Annotated in this window: 14 protein-coding genes; 6 read left to right on the top strand and 8 right to left on the bottom strand. The window is 45.9% G+C overall.

Annotated elements, in window-relative coordinates:
- Window positions 1-1,356 (bottom strand): HAMP domain-containing sensor histidine kinase, encoded by a 1,356-nt coding sequence (locus DESPODRAFT_RS09755; RefSeq protein WP_004073247.1) that lies wholly within the window; start codon window positions 1,354-1,356, stop codon window positions 1-3.
- A gap of 285 nt (window positions 1,357-1,641) precedes the next feature.
- Here DESPODRAFT_RS09755 and DESPODRAFT_RS09750 point away from each other — a divergent pair, with 285 nt between their 5' ends.
- The 4 genes from DESPODRAFT_RS09750 to DESPODRAFT_RS09735 all read left to right on the top strand — a co-directional run bounded on the left by DESPODRAFT_RS09750 (window position 1,642) and on the right by DESPODRAFT_RS09735 (window position 7,721).
- Complete coding sequence (locus DESPODRAFT_RS09750; RefSeq protein WP_004073244.1) at window positions 1,642-2,787, top strand: DUF362 domain-containing protein; 1,146 nt, start codon at window positions 1,642-1,644, stop codon at window positions 2,785-2,787.
- A 216-nt stretch (window positions 2,788-3,003) separates the two neighbouring features.
- Window positions 3,004-5,022 carry a TonB-dependent receptor plug domain-containing protein gene (locus DESPODRAFT_RS09745; protein WP_004073242.1) on the top strand — a complete coding sequence of 673 codons (2,019 nt, stop codon included), beginning with the start codon at window positions 3,004-3,006 and terminating at the stop codon, window positions 5,020-5,022.
- An 18-nt stretch (window positions 5,023-5,040) separates the two neighbouring features.
- Window positions 5,041-5,646 carry a YfiR family protein gene (locus DESPODRAFT_RS09740; RefSeq protein ID WP_004073241.1) on the top strand — a complete coding sequence of 202 codons (606 nt, stop codon included), beginning with the start codon at window positions 5,041-5,043 and terminating at the stop codon, window positions 5,644-5,646.
- Window positions 5,646-7,721: an ATP-binding protein gene (locus tag DESPODRAFT_RS09735; protein ID WP_040015928.1), complete on the top strand. Its 2,076-nt coding sequence runs from the start codon at window positions 5,646-5,648 to the stop codon at window positions 7,719-7,721. Before DESPODRAFT_RS09740 ends, DESPODRAFT_RS09735 begins: the two co-directional genes overlap by 1 nt.
- Window positions 7,722-7,756: 35 nt before the next feature.
- On the opposite strand, the gene DESPODRAFT_RS09730 is transcribed toward DESPODRAFT_RS09735, so the two are convergent.
- From DESPODRAFT_RS09730 to DESPODRAFT_RS09700, 7 genes are all read right to left on the bottom strand, one after another.
- Window positions 7,757-8,305 carry a chemotaxis protein CheD gene (locus DESPODRAFT_RS09730; protein ID WP_245531885.1) on the bottom strand — a complete coding sequence of 183 codons (549 nt, stop codon included), beginning with the start codon at window positions 8,303-8,305 and terminating at the stop codon, window positions 7,757-7,759.
- A gap of 4 nt (window positions 8,306-8,309) precedes the next feature.
- On the bottom strand, window positions 8,310-9,386 hold the full coding sequence (locus DESPODRAFT_RS09725) for a protein-glutamate methylesterase/protein-glutamine glutaminase (RefSeq protein ID WP_004073236.1): 1,077 nt from the start codon (window positions 9,384-9,386) through the stop codon (window positions 8,310-8,312).
- An 18-nt stretch (window positions 9,387-9,404) separates the two neighbouring features.
- Window positions 9,405-10,268 (bottom strand): CheR family methyltransferase, encoded by an 864-nt coding sequence (locus tag DESPODRAFT_RS09720; RefSeq protein ID WP_004073233.1) that lies wholly within the window; start codon window positions 10,266-10,268, stop codon window positions 9,405-9,407.
- Between the two features lie 39 nt (window positions 10,269-10,307).
- Window positions 10,308-10,847, bottom strand: a complete 540-nt coding sequence (locus DESPODRAFT_RS09715) for a chemotaxis protein CheW (RefSeq protein WP_004073231.1) — start codon at window positions 10,845-10,847, stop codon at window positions 10,308-10,310.
- A gap of 27 nt (window positions 10,848-10,874) precedes the next feature.
- Window positions 10,875-12,932: a chemotaxis protein CheA gene (locus DESPODRAFT_RS09710; protein WP_004073229.1), complete on the bottom strand. Its 2,058-nt coding sequence runs from the start codon at window positions 12,930-12,932 to the stop codon at window positions 10,875-10,877.
- 70 nt (window positions 12,933-13,002) lie between these two features.
- A complete protein-coding gene (locus DESPODRAFT_RS09705) occupies window positions 13,003-13,368 on the bottom strand; it encodes a response regulator (RefSeq protein WP_004073227.1) in 366 nt (121 codons plus the stop codon).
- 3 nt (window positions 13,369-13,371) lie between these two features.
- Window positions 13,372-13,686 (bottom strand): STAS domain-containing protein, encoded by a 315-nt coding sequence (locus DESPODRAFT_RS09700; protein WP_004073225.1) that lies wholly within the window; start codon window positions 13,684-13,686, stop codon window positions 13,372-13,374.
- A 282-nt stretch (window positions 13,687-13,968) separates the two neighbouring features.
- On the opposite strand from DESPODRAFT_RS09700, the gene DESPODRAFT_RS09695 reads away from it, so the two are divergent.
- Both DESPODRAFT_RS09695 and DESPODRAFT_RS09690 read left to right on the top strand, forming a co-directional pair.
- Window positions 13,969-16,212, top strand: a complete 2,244-nt coding sequence (locus tag DESPODRAFT_RS09695) for a methyl-accepting chemotaxis protein (RefSeq protein ID WP_004073223.1) — start codon at window positions 13,969-13,971, stop codon at window positions 16,210-16,212.
- A gap of 93 nt (window positions 16,213-16,305) precedes the next feature.
- On the top strand, window positions 16,306-16,596 hold the full coding sequence (locus DESPODRAFT_RS09690) for an integration host factor subunit alpha (protein WP_004073220.1): 291 nt from the start codon (window positions 16,306-16,308) through the stop codon (window positions 16,594-16,596).
- Window positions 16,597-16,603: the final 7 nt, after the last annotated feature.

Here is a 16,603-nt window from a genome sequence, read left to right as displayed (position 1 = left end):
TTAAACTACCGGCAACGTAAAGGAAAAAGTACACCCTTTATCCGGTTTATTCTCCACAAAAATTTCTCCGCCATTTTCCTGGACGATCCGCCGGGCAATATTCAAACCCAGTCCTACCCCGTCCATGTGCTTGCGTACCTCCCTGGCCCGGTAATATTTTTTAAAAATCAAACTTTGTTTATCTTCGGGAATACCCGGTCCTTCATCACTGATATTGCATGTCAGAAAATGTTTTCCAGGCCCCCGGGTCAAACGGACATCCACCCGGCTGTTGTTCGGTGAAAATTTAAGCGCATTATCCAAAATATTTATTATCACCTGCATTATTTCCTTGTCATTGCCTTTAACCATGGGCGCCTGTTCAAGGGGCTTAAATTCCGTACGTATCCCCCGGGCCTTGGCCCCGGGCGTAATACTCAAAATAGCCGATTGCACAAGTTGGTTGGGATCAAAGGGCGCAACCTGTCTTTTATTAATCCCGGAAACCAGAATGGACGTATCCAGCAGGTGGTTTAAAAGGCTTGTAATCCTGGCAATTTCATTAGCGGCAATGGTTAAAAATTTTTTCTGTTTATCGTTTACCGGCCCAAGAACCTCTTCGGTCAGCATATTCACAGATTCACGGATGGAAGACAAGGGGCTTCTGATTTCATGGCTTAAGGTGGCAATGAAATCAGAACGGATCTCGTCATCTGCTTTAAGCTGACGGTTCATATCATTGAACGCAGCAGCCAGTTCCCCGAATTCGTCTTTGGAGGCAATATCCATCTCATAGGTGTAATTATCATCAGAAACCCGTTTAAGCCCGGATTTCAATTTATTCAAGGGAACAATGATGGACCTGGAAATAAACCAGACGCCCATAATGCCCACCAATATTGAAATACCGAACCCGATCATGCAATTTCTCATCACCTGGCGACTTAAACGGTTGATCAGGATCAGCGCCTGCTCAATTCTGTCTTCATTGTCCTTTCTGGCCGCTGCAATGCTGGTCATCCACTGGTCCATCACATCGTCAGCAATCCAGGTATAACCCTCATTCACGGATTGTCCCTTGGATACATCCGCATGAATATAGCCACCAAAGGTCCGGTCAATATTACACCAGTATCCTGCAGGTGTTCCCCGCCTTCTGTCCAGGTCAATGATCTCGACAAGCACCTTTTGATAATTGCCCCGGGCTGTTCCAAAATAGTCAAAATAAACATCTTTTTTCAACAGTTTCAACTTCTTGATATTTACGTCCATATCAAGAAGGCTGTTTTTAAGATCATTGGACAATACCGCAATCCGGTTGCTGATGCCGACAATCCGGGCAGAGGTATCGGACATTTCCCGAACTTTTATAAACAAGCCATATACTGTTCCATAAAATATAAATATGAAAAAAAAGAGGAAAATAAAAAGTTTTTTTGAGATAGCTGGTGTTATGGACATAGTGTTACCGTTTACATAGGTGAAAGTTTTTTATCATGCCGGAACAATCAAGTCAAATCCCGACTGGGACAAGTACGCTTAGAAAGCTTAAGCAAAACCGATACCAAAAGCAGTCAACACATTTACCTGTATTGAATTTCCATGACGGATGCTCTATTTTATAAAAACAGGGACTCGGAACAATGCAAAAAGGAAAGTTTAATGGGTGCTGATGTATTTTTCATGGACATGACCGCCACATCAAGGGAAAACCTGCCCGCCAAGCTGGAGCGCCTGGTAACCACGGCAGGACTTCACGCTGTCCTGGACAAAAACGATCTGACCGCCGTAAAGGTGCATTTCGGTGAACAGGGAAATACGGCCTACATCCGACCTGTTCTTATCCGGAAAATTATCCGGGCCATCAGAAAAACAAAGGCCACACCTTTTCTGACCGATGCCAATACCCTTTATGTGGGAACCCGGTCTGATGCGGTGTCCCATATCAAAACCGCTGTGGAAAACGGATTTTCCTATTCATCCATGGATGCCGCCCCCTTGATCATTGCCGACGGCCTGTTCGGAAAAAGCGAGACAGCGGTCCAGGTAGATCTCAAACACAACAGGGAAGTGTTTATCGGCTCTGAAATTATCAATGCCAACGCTATCGTGGCGCTGGCCCATTTCAAGGGACATGAGCTGGCCGGATTCGGAGGCACCCTTAAAAATCTGGGAATGGGGTGTGCATCCCGCCGGGGAAAACTGGACCAGCATTCTAATGTAAGTCCCAAAATCAAACGAAAAACCTGCATCGGCTGCGGCTTGTGTGCCCGGCACTGCCCGGGGCTGGCCATAACCATTGAAAACAAAAAGGCATATATGAATAAAGCGGCTTGTATCGGATGTGCAGAATGCATTGTGCGCTGCCCCACCCAGTCCATCAACATCAACTGGAACCAGGATATCCCCGTATTTCTAGAAAAAATGATGGAATATACCGCCGGTGTGCTTAAAAATAAAACTGACAAATGTCTGTTTGTGAACTTCATCACCAATATCTCCCCCAAATGTGACTGTCTGCCCTATGCCGAATCCCCCATCTGCAACGATATCGGTGTGGTGGCATCCCGGGATCCCGTAGCCATTGACCAGGCCAGTGCAGACCTTGTCAACCAGGCCCAGGGCCTTGCATCTTCGGTGTTGACCACCCACCTGGCCCCGGGGGAGGACAAGTTCAAAGGACTTTACCCACACGTGGACTGGGAGCACCAGCTTGCGTATGCCCAGGAGATCGGTCTTGGAACAAGACTTTACAACCTGATCAAACTGGAGACCCTGGCATATAAAAATCCAGGGGAACACGGTTAGCCATGTACCTTGCAAAAGTAAAAAAAGAGAGACAAACCACCTATATCCTGGCGGCAGCCACGACAGGTTTGTGGAATTGAGCAACGCTTACCAAACCCTTCTTGAAAAGCTGTCATCATAGATGAACCGCCCGGAATTGATTGACAATAAAGCGATTTAACATTAAATATCAGGTATATTTTGTTAAAGTTTCCTAATCCCCAACAAAGGATCCAGGTGTCACACGATTTCCAGAAAAAAATAATTCTGCTGCTGCTTCTTCCGTGTCTGTTATTTTTTTTACCGACCAGAGGCCCGGCAGCACAGGATCAGGATCTGACTGAATTTTCCATTGAAGAACTCATGGAGATCAAAGTTACTTCCGTGAATAAAAAAAAACAGCGACTGTCTGACAGTGCGGCCGCGGTTTTCGTAATCACCCGGGAGGATATCAGGCGTTCCGGTGTCACCAGTATTCCTGATGCCCTGCGCATGGCTCCCGGCGTGAATGTGGCACGCATTGACGCCAACAAATGGGCAATAAACTGCAGGGGATTTAACAGCCGGTTCTCCCCAAGTCTTCAAGTTCTTGTTGATGGGCGCAGTGTGTATACACCAAGCTTTTCAGGCGTTTATTGGGAAGTAACAGATGTGCTTCTTGAGGATGTGGACCGTATTGAGGTGATCCGCGGTCCCGGTGCCACCATCTGGGGATCCAATGCAGTCAATGGGGTGATCAATATTATCACCAGGCGGGCCAATGATACCCAGGGCGGTTTTGTACAAGCATCTGCCGGATCAGTTGAAAAAAACATGGTGGCAGCAAGATATGGCGGTACCATGGCTAAAGACAAATTCTGGCGGATTTATGCCAAACACAGGGCCAGGGATGAATTTGATCGTCTTTCCGGAGAAGATGCAGGTGACGACTGGCAGATCAATCAGGCCGGCTTCCGCATGGATGGCCAGCTCTCTCTGACCGACAATTTCACCCTCCAGGGGGATCTCTACGATGGCCATATCCACCAGGATCTTTATCTTTACAGTCAGACGTCACCATACATGGATGAATTTCCGGTAAAAAGCGATGTGTCCGGGGGCAACATCATGGGCCAATGGACAAAAATCCTTTCCGGAACATCGGAAATGTCTGCGAAGATGTATTACGATGCCATGCATCGTTCCGAGGATATCCTCAACGAAGACCGGCACAACGTTGATGTGGAGTTTCAGCACCGCTTCGGGCTGGGATTCGGGAACGATATCATCTGGGGACTTAGGCTGCGCCATTCATCTGATGATTATTCAGGCTCAAAGGTTGCATTTATGGATCCAGTCAGTACAACTGAGCTTCTGTACTCGACCTTTATCCAGGACGAAATATCTTTACTTGAGGACAAAATTAAACTCACCATTGGTTCAAAGTTTGAGCACAATGATTATACCGGCCTTGAAATTCAGCCATCCACAAGTCTGTTGTGGGCCCCCAGCGAACACCACAGGTTATGGGCCGCCATTTCCCGGGCCACCCGGATTCCCTCCCGGGTCGAGGCCGATGCCGTGATCTACCTCTCCGGAATGGATACCGCCTACGGCCCGTTGTATAGCAGATTCGTAAACAATGAGGATCAAACAGCCGAAATACTGTGGGCCTGGGAAGCGGGATACCGCTTTATTCCCCAACAAAGCCTCTCCATTGACCTGGCGCTTTTCTTCAACGATTATCAAAATTTAAGAATTTATACCCCACAAAATTCTCCCTACGTTGACGCCGAGAACCAAATACTTATCCAAGACATTGTGCTGAGCAACATGTCAAATACCCGCTCCTGGGGGACAGAAATTTCAGTGGATCTGGCGACAAGCAAGCAAATCAAATGGACCTTGGCTTATTCACTGACATACCATGATTATGACAATGATCAGGATTATGAAATCGACTTTGGATTTACAAAACATCAGGTATCCTTGAGAGGTCGGTTTGATTTGACGGAAAACCTGACCTTGGACGCCTGGTTTAGATATGTGGGCAAAACAAACGCAGTTTGCGCATTTTCTAATACTGCCATCTATGAAATTGACGATTATGCAACCCTGGACCTTCGCCTGGGATGGAAGATCCGGCCGGATCTGGAATTTTTCCTGACCGGGCAGAATCTGCTCCGGGAGAGCCACCTTGAATTTGTCCAGGAAGCATTCAGTTATCCTGTGGAAGTCCCCCGCAGCGCCTATGCCGGACTGACCTATAAATTCTAAAGATATGCACTATTCCCCATGGCAATAAAAACAAGACAGATGCAACGTTTAAAAAATACCGGGATAAAAATATTTATCCCGGTCTGTATCTGCCAGTTTTTGCTATGTAGTATTGCCATAGGGACACTCCAGTCACAAAATCTTGAAGAATATAAGGTCAAAGCAGCCTTTGTTTACAATTTCACCAAACTTATTCAATGGCCCAAAACTGCATTTGACAGTGAAATGGAACCCTTTAAAATATCGGTGTTCGGCAATGAAGATCTTCTTAAAGAGAGCTTCCAGACCATTGACGGAAAAATCAGTACCGGGCGCGTCATATCCATCCGGTATCCTGACCCCAAAGGCAACGATTATAAAAAAATGCTGGCAGACAGTCAGGTTGTCTTTATCAGCAGGCATACCCCTTTGGAGCAGACCCTGCAAATTTTAAACAGTATTGGAGACAGACCGGTTCTCACTATTGGTGAAGTTAAAAATTTCAGCCGGACCGGCGGAATCATTCAATTCTTCACCAGAGATGATTATCTCCATTTTGAAGTTAACATTAAAAAGGCCGAGGCACACCAGCTCAAATTCAGCTCCAGGCTGCTTAAACTGGCTGTCATCGTAGATGAAAAATAATGCGCCCACCAAAAAAATCAAACCATAGCGTCATTTCCATCAGGATAAAACTGATCATGACCCTTGGATTTACGTCATTGCTGGCCCTTTTTATGATGGCCGGTTCCATGGTGGCCTATGAAACCTATAATGCCAAAAACAATCTGGTTGATGAACTTGTATCCATGTCGGATCTTATAGCGTTAAACGCTTCGGTCGCCATGATGTTCAATGACCGGAATGCCGCATTGGAGGATCTCAGGGCGCTGTCTGCAAAACAGGGCATTATCGGCGCAGTCATTTACGACATCCATGGCGCAATTTACGCTGATTTCTCAAGGGATGCCATTTCCATTGACACGCTGATCCATGAAGTCAGACAGATATGCAAACCAGGCATCTTCCCCATTGAAATGATTGCTGCCCAGAAAATGTTCCGCAGGTTTACAAACGGCCATGCCCATGTGATCCTGCCGGTCAATTTTAAAGACAATTTTTTAGGCGCCATTCATCTGATTGATGATATGCAGCAACAAAAAAGAAGGTTGTCTGCTTATTATCTTATTGTGGCAGGCATTGTCATCATCTCTTTGGCAGTGGTCCTGATTCTCTCTTCCAAAATGCAGGCCATCTTTACCCGGCCATTATTTGATGTCATTGATTCCATGGGACAGGTGACCCGGAAAAAAGATTATCAGGTCAGGGTAAAAAAATGCACTAATGATGAGTTTGGTGTCCTTGTGGAACAGTTTAACCAGATGATTGAAGAGATCCAGGCCAGGGACGATGCACTCAAGTCATACAGTGCAAGCCTTGAATCCAGGGTCGAACAAAGAACTCTGGACCTGACCCAGGCCAAGGAAAAACTTGAATCCACGGTCATGAACCTGGAAAAGGCCCAAAAAAAAGCAGAAAAAGCCAGTCTGGTAAAATCCCAGTTTCTTGCCAACATGAGCCATGAAATCAGAACGCCCATGAACGGTATTCTCGGTATGACGGAAATTCTGCTTTCGTCCAAACTTTCCGGTGAACAGGAAAGATTTGCAATCAATATTCAGAAATCAGCCCAGACCCTGCTTTCAATCATCAACGACATTTTAGATTTCTCCAAAATCGAAGCCGGCAAGCTTGAAATTGAATCCATTGCTTTTAATCTCAACAACCTGTTAACGGACATTGAAACACTTCTGATGTTTGTCGCCAAAGATAAAAACCTATATCTAAACGTTGATATTCAGAAGGGCACACACCTTTTTTTGGTCGGAGATCCCACAAGGATCCGGCAGATATTGATCAATCTTGTGGGCAATGCCATAAAATTTACAGAAAAAGGCGGCGTAACCCTCACGGTCTCGACATCCCCGCTAAAGGAGAATGAATTTCAAGATTTTGGCGACCATCTATCCCGGGTTGATTTAAGCCTCTGCATCAAAGACACCGGTATCGGCATCGCACCTGAAAAACAAAAATATTTATTTACACCCTTTTCCCAGGCTGACGCCTCTTTTACGCGCAAATACGGAGGCACCGGACTTGGCCTTGCCATTTCATCGGACTTGGTATCACTTATGGGAGGCACCATCAGTTGCACCAGCAAACCGGGCCAGGGAAGCACATTTTCCCTTGTTCTTCCTTTGAAAAAAGCAGAACAACGCGTTAAGGAAGTCTCTTTGGCCGACCATGCGACCCGGCCGCAAAAAACGGATAAGATTAATCTTCATGTGCTGGTGGCCGAAGACAATATCACCAACCAGGATGTTTTTTCAGCCATGCTTGAAACCTTTGGATGCAAGGTGAGTATAGCAGCTACGGGTATTGATGCCAGGGATAAGTTCATTTCTTTAAAACCGGACATCGTCCTCATGGATTGCCAGATGCCGAAAATGGACGGGTACCAGGCTACCCGGGAGATCAGGAAATATGAAGAGAGCCTTGGCATCCATACCCCAATCATTGCCATCACCGCCCATGCCATGACGGATGACCAGGACAAATGCCGGGACGCAGGTATGGATGATTTTTTAACCAAACCTTTCATGATGGAAGATCTTTTGGCAACACTAAAAAAATGGACCCCTCATCTGAATCCATCCTGAACCGAGTATGCAGATATTGCCGGCAACATCACCCGCTATTCAAAAAGCGTGATATCCCCCGGCTTAGCCAGCTGTTCCTTAATCCGATTCCGTTTTATCTGCTCTGCGACCACCAGAGATTTCATGGATGGCACCCGCTTTAAAAAAACTTCACCCGTGCCAATATGAAAAAAAATTTTACGTGAATCATGACCGCCAAAATCACGAGCCAGAATCTTAATTTTTTCCGCCCGAAGAAAATTAACCACAAATTCTACATTCCTTGTCCCCACAGCAGTTTCCTGGGAGACCCCCATCAACAGATTCGCCCCGCCAAAGGTCTTGGCAACTATTTTTTTACGGTTTCCGCCCAACCGCATAATGGCATTGATCAACAACTCCATGGCATTGATGCCGTAGCGGGCAGAGGCATCGTACTTATTAATATCCGGATTGGACGGCATGAGGATGTGGTTCATGCCGCCGATTTTTTTCTCCGGATCATACAGACACACCGCGACACATGAACCGAGTACGGTATGGATGACGACATCCTGGCTGGTGACAAAATATTCTCCAATGCCAATGGAAACCCGATTTAGCATCTGTTTAAAGGGACCGACACTTTTTAAGTAAGGCGTCTGCAATTTTATCCAGTGGAAGAATGCTGTGTACGGCATCCAGTTTTATGGCTTCCCTGGGCATACCAAAGACCACACAGGAGGCCTTATCCTGGGCAATATTATAGGCCCCCGCCTGTTTCATTTCCAACATCCCTTTAGCCCCGTCATCACCCATCCCGGTCAAGATGACGCCCAGAGCGTTTCTTCCGGCATATCGGGCAGTAGAACGAAAAAGAACATCCACAGAGGGACGGTGACGGGAGACCAGCGGGCCTTCCCGGATCTCAACATAATACCTGGTTGCGCTTCTTTTGAGCAACATGTGATAATTGCCGGGGGCGATAAGCACCTGGCCCCGTAAAACAGTGTCGTTATTTTTCGCCTCCCTGACAGACACCAGGCAGGTTTCATCCAGACGATCGGCAAAGGCCTTGGTAAAATTGGCAGGCATATGCTGGACCACAACCATACCCGGCGAATCCCGGGGCAAACTTTCAAAAAGGACCCTTAACGCTTCTGTTCCACCGGTTGAAGCACCCACGGCAATGACGGTTTCCGTGGTTTTATCCATGGCCTTGATAGACGGGCCAGGTAAAATGGCATCTGCGGTCAATTTTGGAGAAACTTTTATGGGTTTCACATATTTGCACATCTTAATTTTGACCATGGCCGCTGCCTTGACCGTGTCACAGATTCTGATTTTCGATTCTTCAAAAAAAATTCTTGTGCCCAGGCTGGGTTTTTCCATCACCTCCACAGCCCCACTTTCCAACGCGGATAATGCGATCTGTCCCCCCTGGACAGCAAGGGTCGAACAAATGATAACAGGAATGGGATGCTGGGACATAATTTTTTTCAAAAAGGTAATCCCGTTCATGCGTGGCATTTCAACATCCAAAATAATGACATCCGGAACTTCATTGCGGATCTTTAAGGCTGCAGCAATTGGATCCCGGGCCATTGCCATGATCTCAATTTCCGGATCAGAGGTGAGTACCTCCGACAGAGCGCTTCGAACCAGCGCGGAATCATCCACGACCAGCACCCTAATTTTTTTTCCCATTCTCACCTTCTTCTTTTATCACTCTTTAGCATTACCCACTTTTTGATAGATCGTCGATTGAATTGATTTTAAAGGAAATTGCGCATACTGGATAACTTCTGAATGCCCCATGAAAAGATATCCCCCGAGCTTTAAATGATTTAACAGCTTATACATAATCTGATTCTGGGTTTCCCTTTCAAAATAAATCATTACATTTCTGCAGAAAATAATATCCATCTGCTCAATGGCGGTATAATGTTTATTCATCAGATTCAACCGAAGCAACCTGACCTTGGAACGAAGTTGCGGCACAATCCGGACCATATTTTTACTCCGGTCCTTGCTTCGCAAAAGATATTTTTTTCTCAGCATCATGGGTACCGGTTCAATCTCCTCGTGGGCGTACACCGCTTTTTGTGCAACTTTCAAAACCCCTGTGGAAATGTCAGTACCAAGAATACTGAAGTCTAAATTTTTATGTTGTGCCGCATATTCAGACAATACCATGGCCAGGGTATAGGGCTCATGCCCCCGGGAACAGGCAGCACTCCATACAGATAGTTTTTTGGTGCCGCCTGTAGGCACGGAAGAAAGCAGTTCAGGCAATACCTTTTTCTCAAGAAAAACAAATTGTGTACCTTCCCTGAAAAAATCGGTTTTATTGGTTGTGATCTGATTAATAAAAAAAGAAAGTTCATCTTTTTGTCCCCGGGGACTGAACAGGTAAGCACAATATTCGTCATAAGAAGGTATATTCAGGGCAATTAAGCGTTTACGCAAACGGGATTCAACCATACCCCGCTTGGCAGCAGGCATCTTGATGCCAAATTCAGCATGGATATAGTCGCCTAACTTTCTGAAATCCGTCATGTCAAGAGAAGGCAGGGTCTGAAAATTCATAATCCACGCCCCCGGGGTGCCCACAACAAGCCATTGCGTCTAATCATCGTTTTCATTCTCAACATTTGTCCCCCCGGGTGTTTCAGGCATAAGGATATCATCAGTCGTCTGGACAACGGCAAGCTCCTCGGCAGAAAAAACTTTGACCGTTTCAAGAATGATAATAAATTCTTTATCTTTTTTCCCCATACCTTTTATAAATTGAGTCTTAAGACGGATACCGATCCTTGGTGGGGGATCAATCTGTTCGGGTTCAAGGGTTATGACTTCCTGAACCGAATCCACCAAAATACCAAGGACGGTCTCTTCGTCATCAAGAACGATCTCAATAATAACAATGCATGCTTCCCTTACGGACGCTGCCTTTTCCAGACCGAATTTAAGTCTGAGATCCACAACCGGCACGACGCTCCCCCTCAGATTGATAACTCCACACATGAAGTCCGGCATCTGGGGCACTTTGGTGATTTGAGTAATATCAAGTACCTCACGGACCGTTGTGATGTCCATGGCATAAATTTCATTGTCCAGTTTAAATGTCAGGTATTGGCTTGTTTGGGTGATGCCCTGTACACTCATTGACCTCCCTCCTATATGAGTAATCTGTCATGCGCTTTCCAGAAGAACATTGGTGTCTAAAATCAAGGCTACGGTGCCATCCCCTAAGATGGTAGCTCCGGATATCTCCTTATTATATCTGAAAGCCGGACCCAAAGGTTTTATCACTGTCTGATGTCCCCCGATCACATGGTCCACAACAAAACCGATACGACTGTCATTGACATTCGTAATAACGATATGTTCCACCTCCGGACGACGCCCCGCTATGTGAAAACGGTCCCGAAGCCGGATATAGGGCACCATATTCCCGCGAACATTTAGAATGTTCCTGCCGTTGATCGTTTCGATTTCCTTGCTTTTAATCTCAACACATTCTTCAACGGACATCAAAGGCAGTACAAAAAAATCATCTTCGATGTTTACAAGCAGACCATTGATAATAGCAAGGGTTAAAGGAAGAATAAGCGTAATTTTGGTCCCTTCACCAGGTACGCTGTCAATGTCAATGCGCCCCCTTAGGGATTCAATGGTTCTTTTTACCACATCCAGACCCACACCCCGGCCGGATACACTTGTCACTTCACTGGTGGTTGAAAATCCGGGGGCAAGAATCTGGGTAAATATTTTTTTATCGGGTATTTCTGCATTTTCAGGAATCACCCCGGTTTCCACAGCTTTTTTCCGGATGGTCTCTATATCGAGCCCCTTACCATCATCCTGGATGGTAATGACGACATTGGTTCCCCTGTGACCGGCGGACAGGATAATGGTCCCTTTTTTAGGTTTTCCGGTCCGCTCTCTAACATCAGGGGGTTCCACACCATGATCAATACTGTTGCGGATCAGATGCACCAGGGGATCATCAAGACGTTCCAGAACGGTTTTATCAAGTTCTGTTTCCGCACCCTTGGTAATAAGCTCAATCTCTTTGTTGAGCTGGGAGGACAAATCCCTCACCAGTCGCCGAAATTTGTTGAATGTTATGCCGATAGGCATCATCCTGATATTGAGTACACTGTCGCGAAGTTCACCGGTCAGGCGCTCAATCTCCTCCACGGACTCGCCTAAGTCTGTATTATCGATGTTTGAGGCCACCTGGGTCAGTCGGGCCTGGGTAATAACCAGTTCGCCCACCAGGTTGATCAGCTTGTCAAGCCTGTCTGATGGAACACGCATAGTTGATGCGACAGCGGATTTATGCGTTTGGGTAACAACCTTTTGCTCTTTTTGTGCAGGCTTGAGCCTTTCCTTGAAAAGTGTATCGGATTCCTGGTCTATGACTTTTTTGTGGGTATCACCACACTCGGCAAGAATGTCCCCCGACCTGGGCACCGTCGACGCCTCCAATGCAGCTGCCTTTTCTTCAACGGTTTCAATGACGATTTCGCAAGTATCCTCCACAAATATGAAAACATCTTTGACTGCATTGACGCTCTTGGTCGTGGTTAAAAGGATGTCCCAGAAAAGATAGCATGATTCCGGGGAAATATTTTCCAGATCCGGTACTTTTTCAGTATGGACCATGACACAGCACTCCCCCATATCTGCAAGATCATAGAGGAGCATGACCGGATCCATGCCCATGGCAAAGATATCCGGATCAGGTGAAATCCGGATACGATACACCGCTTCGTTCTGAGGTGCAGGTGCATCCGGCACACAGGCTTTTTCCGGCTCATCTTTTGGGAATTCGTCAACGGGTGCTTCCGCGACATCGGAATGAAGCAGACCCTTAAGGGAGGCAATGATTTGCTCCCCTTCCCGGGGATCTACCGGTGGACCTGCACCGTTGGCTTCGGCAAGCATGGCCGTGATGCGATCCCGTGACACCAGGATCAAATCGATAAGCGTCTTGCTCACAGGAAGCGTTCCGTTTCGAACTTTATCCAGTGCTGTTTCAACATGATGTGCAAACTCGGAAATGGCATCGAATCCGAACATGGACCCGGATCCCTTGATGGTATGCATGGCGCGAAAGAGCCGGTTTACCGCTTCCTGGTCCCCGGGATTTTCTTCAATATCCAAAACCGCGTCTTCAACACCAGAGAGAAGTTCTTCGGCTTCGTTGTAGAACTCTGCAATGAATCTGTTGGATTCATTCATGGGATATGTCCTCTAATATACATGTTCAAGCCAAGAATTCTCCTTTTCCGAGTCCCTTGGCACGATTGGATTAACGAAGAACTTTCTTTACTACGGCAATCAGTTGCTCGGGTTTAAACGGTTTCACAATCCACCCCGTGGCTCCGGCAGCTTTGCCTTTTTGTTTCATCTCCGTATCGGACTCGGTTGTCAGCATAATAATGGGAATAAACTTAAATTTTGGCATGGACCGAACCCATTCAATCAGCTCTAGGCCATTCTTGTTGGGCATATTCAAATCGGTCAACAGCATATCAATGTGGAGACCGGCAAGTTTATCGGTCGCCTCCTGCCCATCCACAGCTTCAACGACTTCATAACCAGCCTGGTTTAATGTAAAATTGAGCATCTCTCTTATGCTGGTTGAATCATCCACCGTCATAATGACCCTTGCCATTCCTTAAGCCTCCTTCGAGAAACAGAGGAAATCTTCCGCTTTCAGTCCCACCCCGGTTACCGCATCCTGAATCGACTGGGAGTAACCTGTGATATGAAATGTTTTATTTAACTTGTCAGCTGTTTTTTTGGCCGATAAAAGGAGCTGAACCCCCAGAGTATCACAGTCGGTTACGCCATTAATATCAAAAACAATCCCTTGATAATTTGTCAGCCCCGTCAACAAACGATTTTTGAGCTCTCCCACGTCATACGCAGATAAAGACCCTTCAATTTTCATCACCAGGTTGCCGTCCTTATCTTGATTTTTGGAAACCATGCATACTCCTTATCTGAATTCATCGCTATTTTTTTAAAATATACGCCAATCAAAATTTTGTGTCAAAAAAGTTCAATATTATCATCCAGATCGCCTATTTTTTCGCCTAAATCCGAAGCGATGAGATTTTCTTTGAATATTCGGTTATGGATTCAACAAGCGCCACCATATCTTGAATCCAAGCAAATGAAGGGATTGATGTTGACAACGCAAGCCTCGTAAAGATATTACCATAGTGATATAGTTAACTGCCGATGCAATCTGTAGCAAAGGGGGGATGGGATGCGTTTTAAAAACTTAAAAATCAAAACAAAAATTATCGTAATCGTTATCCTGACAATTATCATTTCAATAAGCATCGTGGGGAGCTACTCTCTTTACAGCACAATCCACCAGGCCCGTGAAAATATTGCTGCCTTTGAAAACGAGCTGATGGATGAAGGCAGACAAAAACTCATAGACTTAGTGGACACGGTCTATACCATGGTCGTAAAGGTTCACAGCCAGGCTGTTAGGATTGAAGATATAAAAAAGAGATATGGTGCAGAATTAAAAAATCTTGTGGACCTCCCTTATTCCATGATCAACAGGGCGTATACACAAGCCATGGAACCGTCCGCCCATATTGACGGCATGGAAGATCAAAAAATGGAAACCGTCCAAAAAAAAATTGGGGCCCAAATTGAAGCGTTGCGCTATGAGAACAATAACTATTTCTGGATCAATGACACATACCCCAAAATGGTTCAGCATCCTACGGTACCGTCGTTGAATGGAAAAGATATTTCCCGGTATACCAAAAACGGGAAAATCATTATGGCCGAAGGAACCGATATCCCCATGTTTGTGGAGATGGCCCGTCTATGCAAGGAAACGGGAGAAGGATATGTCGGCTATATTTGGCCCTCCCCTAATGACAGCAAAAAATGGCTGAAAAAACTCTCCTATGTCCGTTACTTCAAACCGTGGGACTGGATCATCGGTACAGGCATATACGTTGACAAAGCTGAAAAAGACGCACAACAAGTAGCCATAAACAGTGTCTCTGATATGAACTATGGGGACAATGCCTATTTTTACATCATGGATACCCAAGCCAATATTATAGCCCATTTAAATCAGGAAACTATTGGCAAAAATTTTATGGACAAAAAAGACGCCTCCGGAAGATTTGTATTCAGGGAAATTATTGAGATGGTCAAGTCTGACGGTCAGGGCCACATAAATTATACCTGGCCCAAATTAGGATCTGAAAAAAATGAACCGAAAATCGGATATTTCAAATACTTCAAACCCTGGGACTGGATTGTTGTCACAGGCGTATATACTGACGGGGTGCAAAATAAAATAGTGGAGAAAAGAAAACAACTCCATAATATGGTCCGGGACCAAATCCTTTTTACGACTGCAACCATTGCCATACTCATACTCGGGGCCTTCTTCTGGGTTCGATTCATGACCAAAAAATACATTGAGCTGCCCCTTTCCCAGGGTGTTGATGCGGCCAACAAGCTTGCCCAGGGTAACCTGAACGTAAATATTGAATCCAGCAGTGAGGATGAGATTGGAGATCTTCAAAAGGCCATGAAGCATATGGTAACATCGCTTACGGAGATTGTCGATGAGGTCCAGCATGCCGTAAGCAATGTTGCTGCTGGCAGCGAAGAGCTCAGCGCCACGGCACAACAGATGTCCCAGGGCGCTACGGAACAGGCTTCCTCTGCGGAACAGGCTTCGGCGGCCATGGAGGAAATGTCCGGCAATATCAAACAGAACGCAGATAATGCCCAGCAGACTGAACGGTTAGCTGTTCAGGCAACTGAAGATGCCGAACAGGGAGGCCGGGCTGTGGCCCAAACCGTTGTGGCCATGAGGAAAATTGCAGACAAAATTTTAATTATCGAAGAGATTGCAAGACAGACCAACATGCTGGCCTTAAATGCCGCCATTGAGGCAGCCCGGGCCGGGGAGCACGGCAAGGGGTTTGCCGTGGTGGCAGATGCGGTCAGAAAGCTTGCCGAACGCAGCCAGGCTGCAGCCAGTGAAATCAGCAATTTGTCAACGTCCAGTGTTGAAATCGCTGAAAATGCCGGTAAAATGCTCAACAAAATCGTTCCGGATATCCGCAAGACATCAGAGCTGGTTCAGGAGATCAATGCGGCTTCTGCGGAACAAAACACAGGTGCAGACCAGATAAACCTGGCCCTGCAGCAACTGGATCAAATTATCCAGCAGAACGCCAGTTCTGCTGAAGAGATGTCCTCAACCGCCGAAGAGCTATCGGCCCAGGCAGGACAACTCCAACAGGCAATCTCCCACTTCAGGATTGAAAAAATGAAAATCCGGGAGCAGAACCCGCAACAGGAAAACCCCATATCTAAAAAAGACCGAACAACTGACAGCCGTGAGAAGCGTGATTCAACTACGAAGGTCATTACCAACAGACCGGAGACTCTGGGCCAAATCCAGGGCGTTGTGCTGGACATGGGGGAGGATTCACTGGATGATGATTTTGAAAAATATTAGAGTCAGGCCTCCATCTAATTGCTTGACTCTTTTGGAAAACCGATTAATATAATCCAAGTCCATCCAATCTAAACTAAAGAAAAGGCTGAAATTTTGACTTGTACCAAATCCACACTCATCGAAAAAATTTCAAATATATTTGACCAAAACCCATCTCAGTCCAAAGAAGTACTTGAAACCCTGATTGAAATCATGAAATCTACCCTGGCTTCGGGTGAAGATATTATGGTTTCCGGATTCGGAAAATTCCAGGTAATCGAAAAATCACCGAGAAAAGGAAGGAACCCGGCCACAGGAGATGCCATGATCCTTGAAAAAAGACGGGTTGTCACGTTCAAATGTGCGGGAAAACTTAAGAACAAAATAAATGAAGAACTTCAATAAAAACAAG

Source organism: Desulfobacter postgatei 2ac9 (genome assembly GCF_000233695.2).
GTDB classification, from domain to species: Bacteria; Desulfobacterota; Desulfobacteria; order Desulfobacterales; family Desulfobacteraceae; genus Desulfobacter; species Desulfobacter postgatei.
The sequence above is the reverse complement of the archived record's forward strand: the minus strand, read 5'-3'. Positions and strand labels throughout refer to the sequence as shown.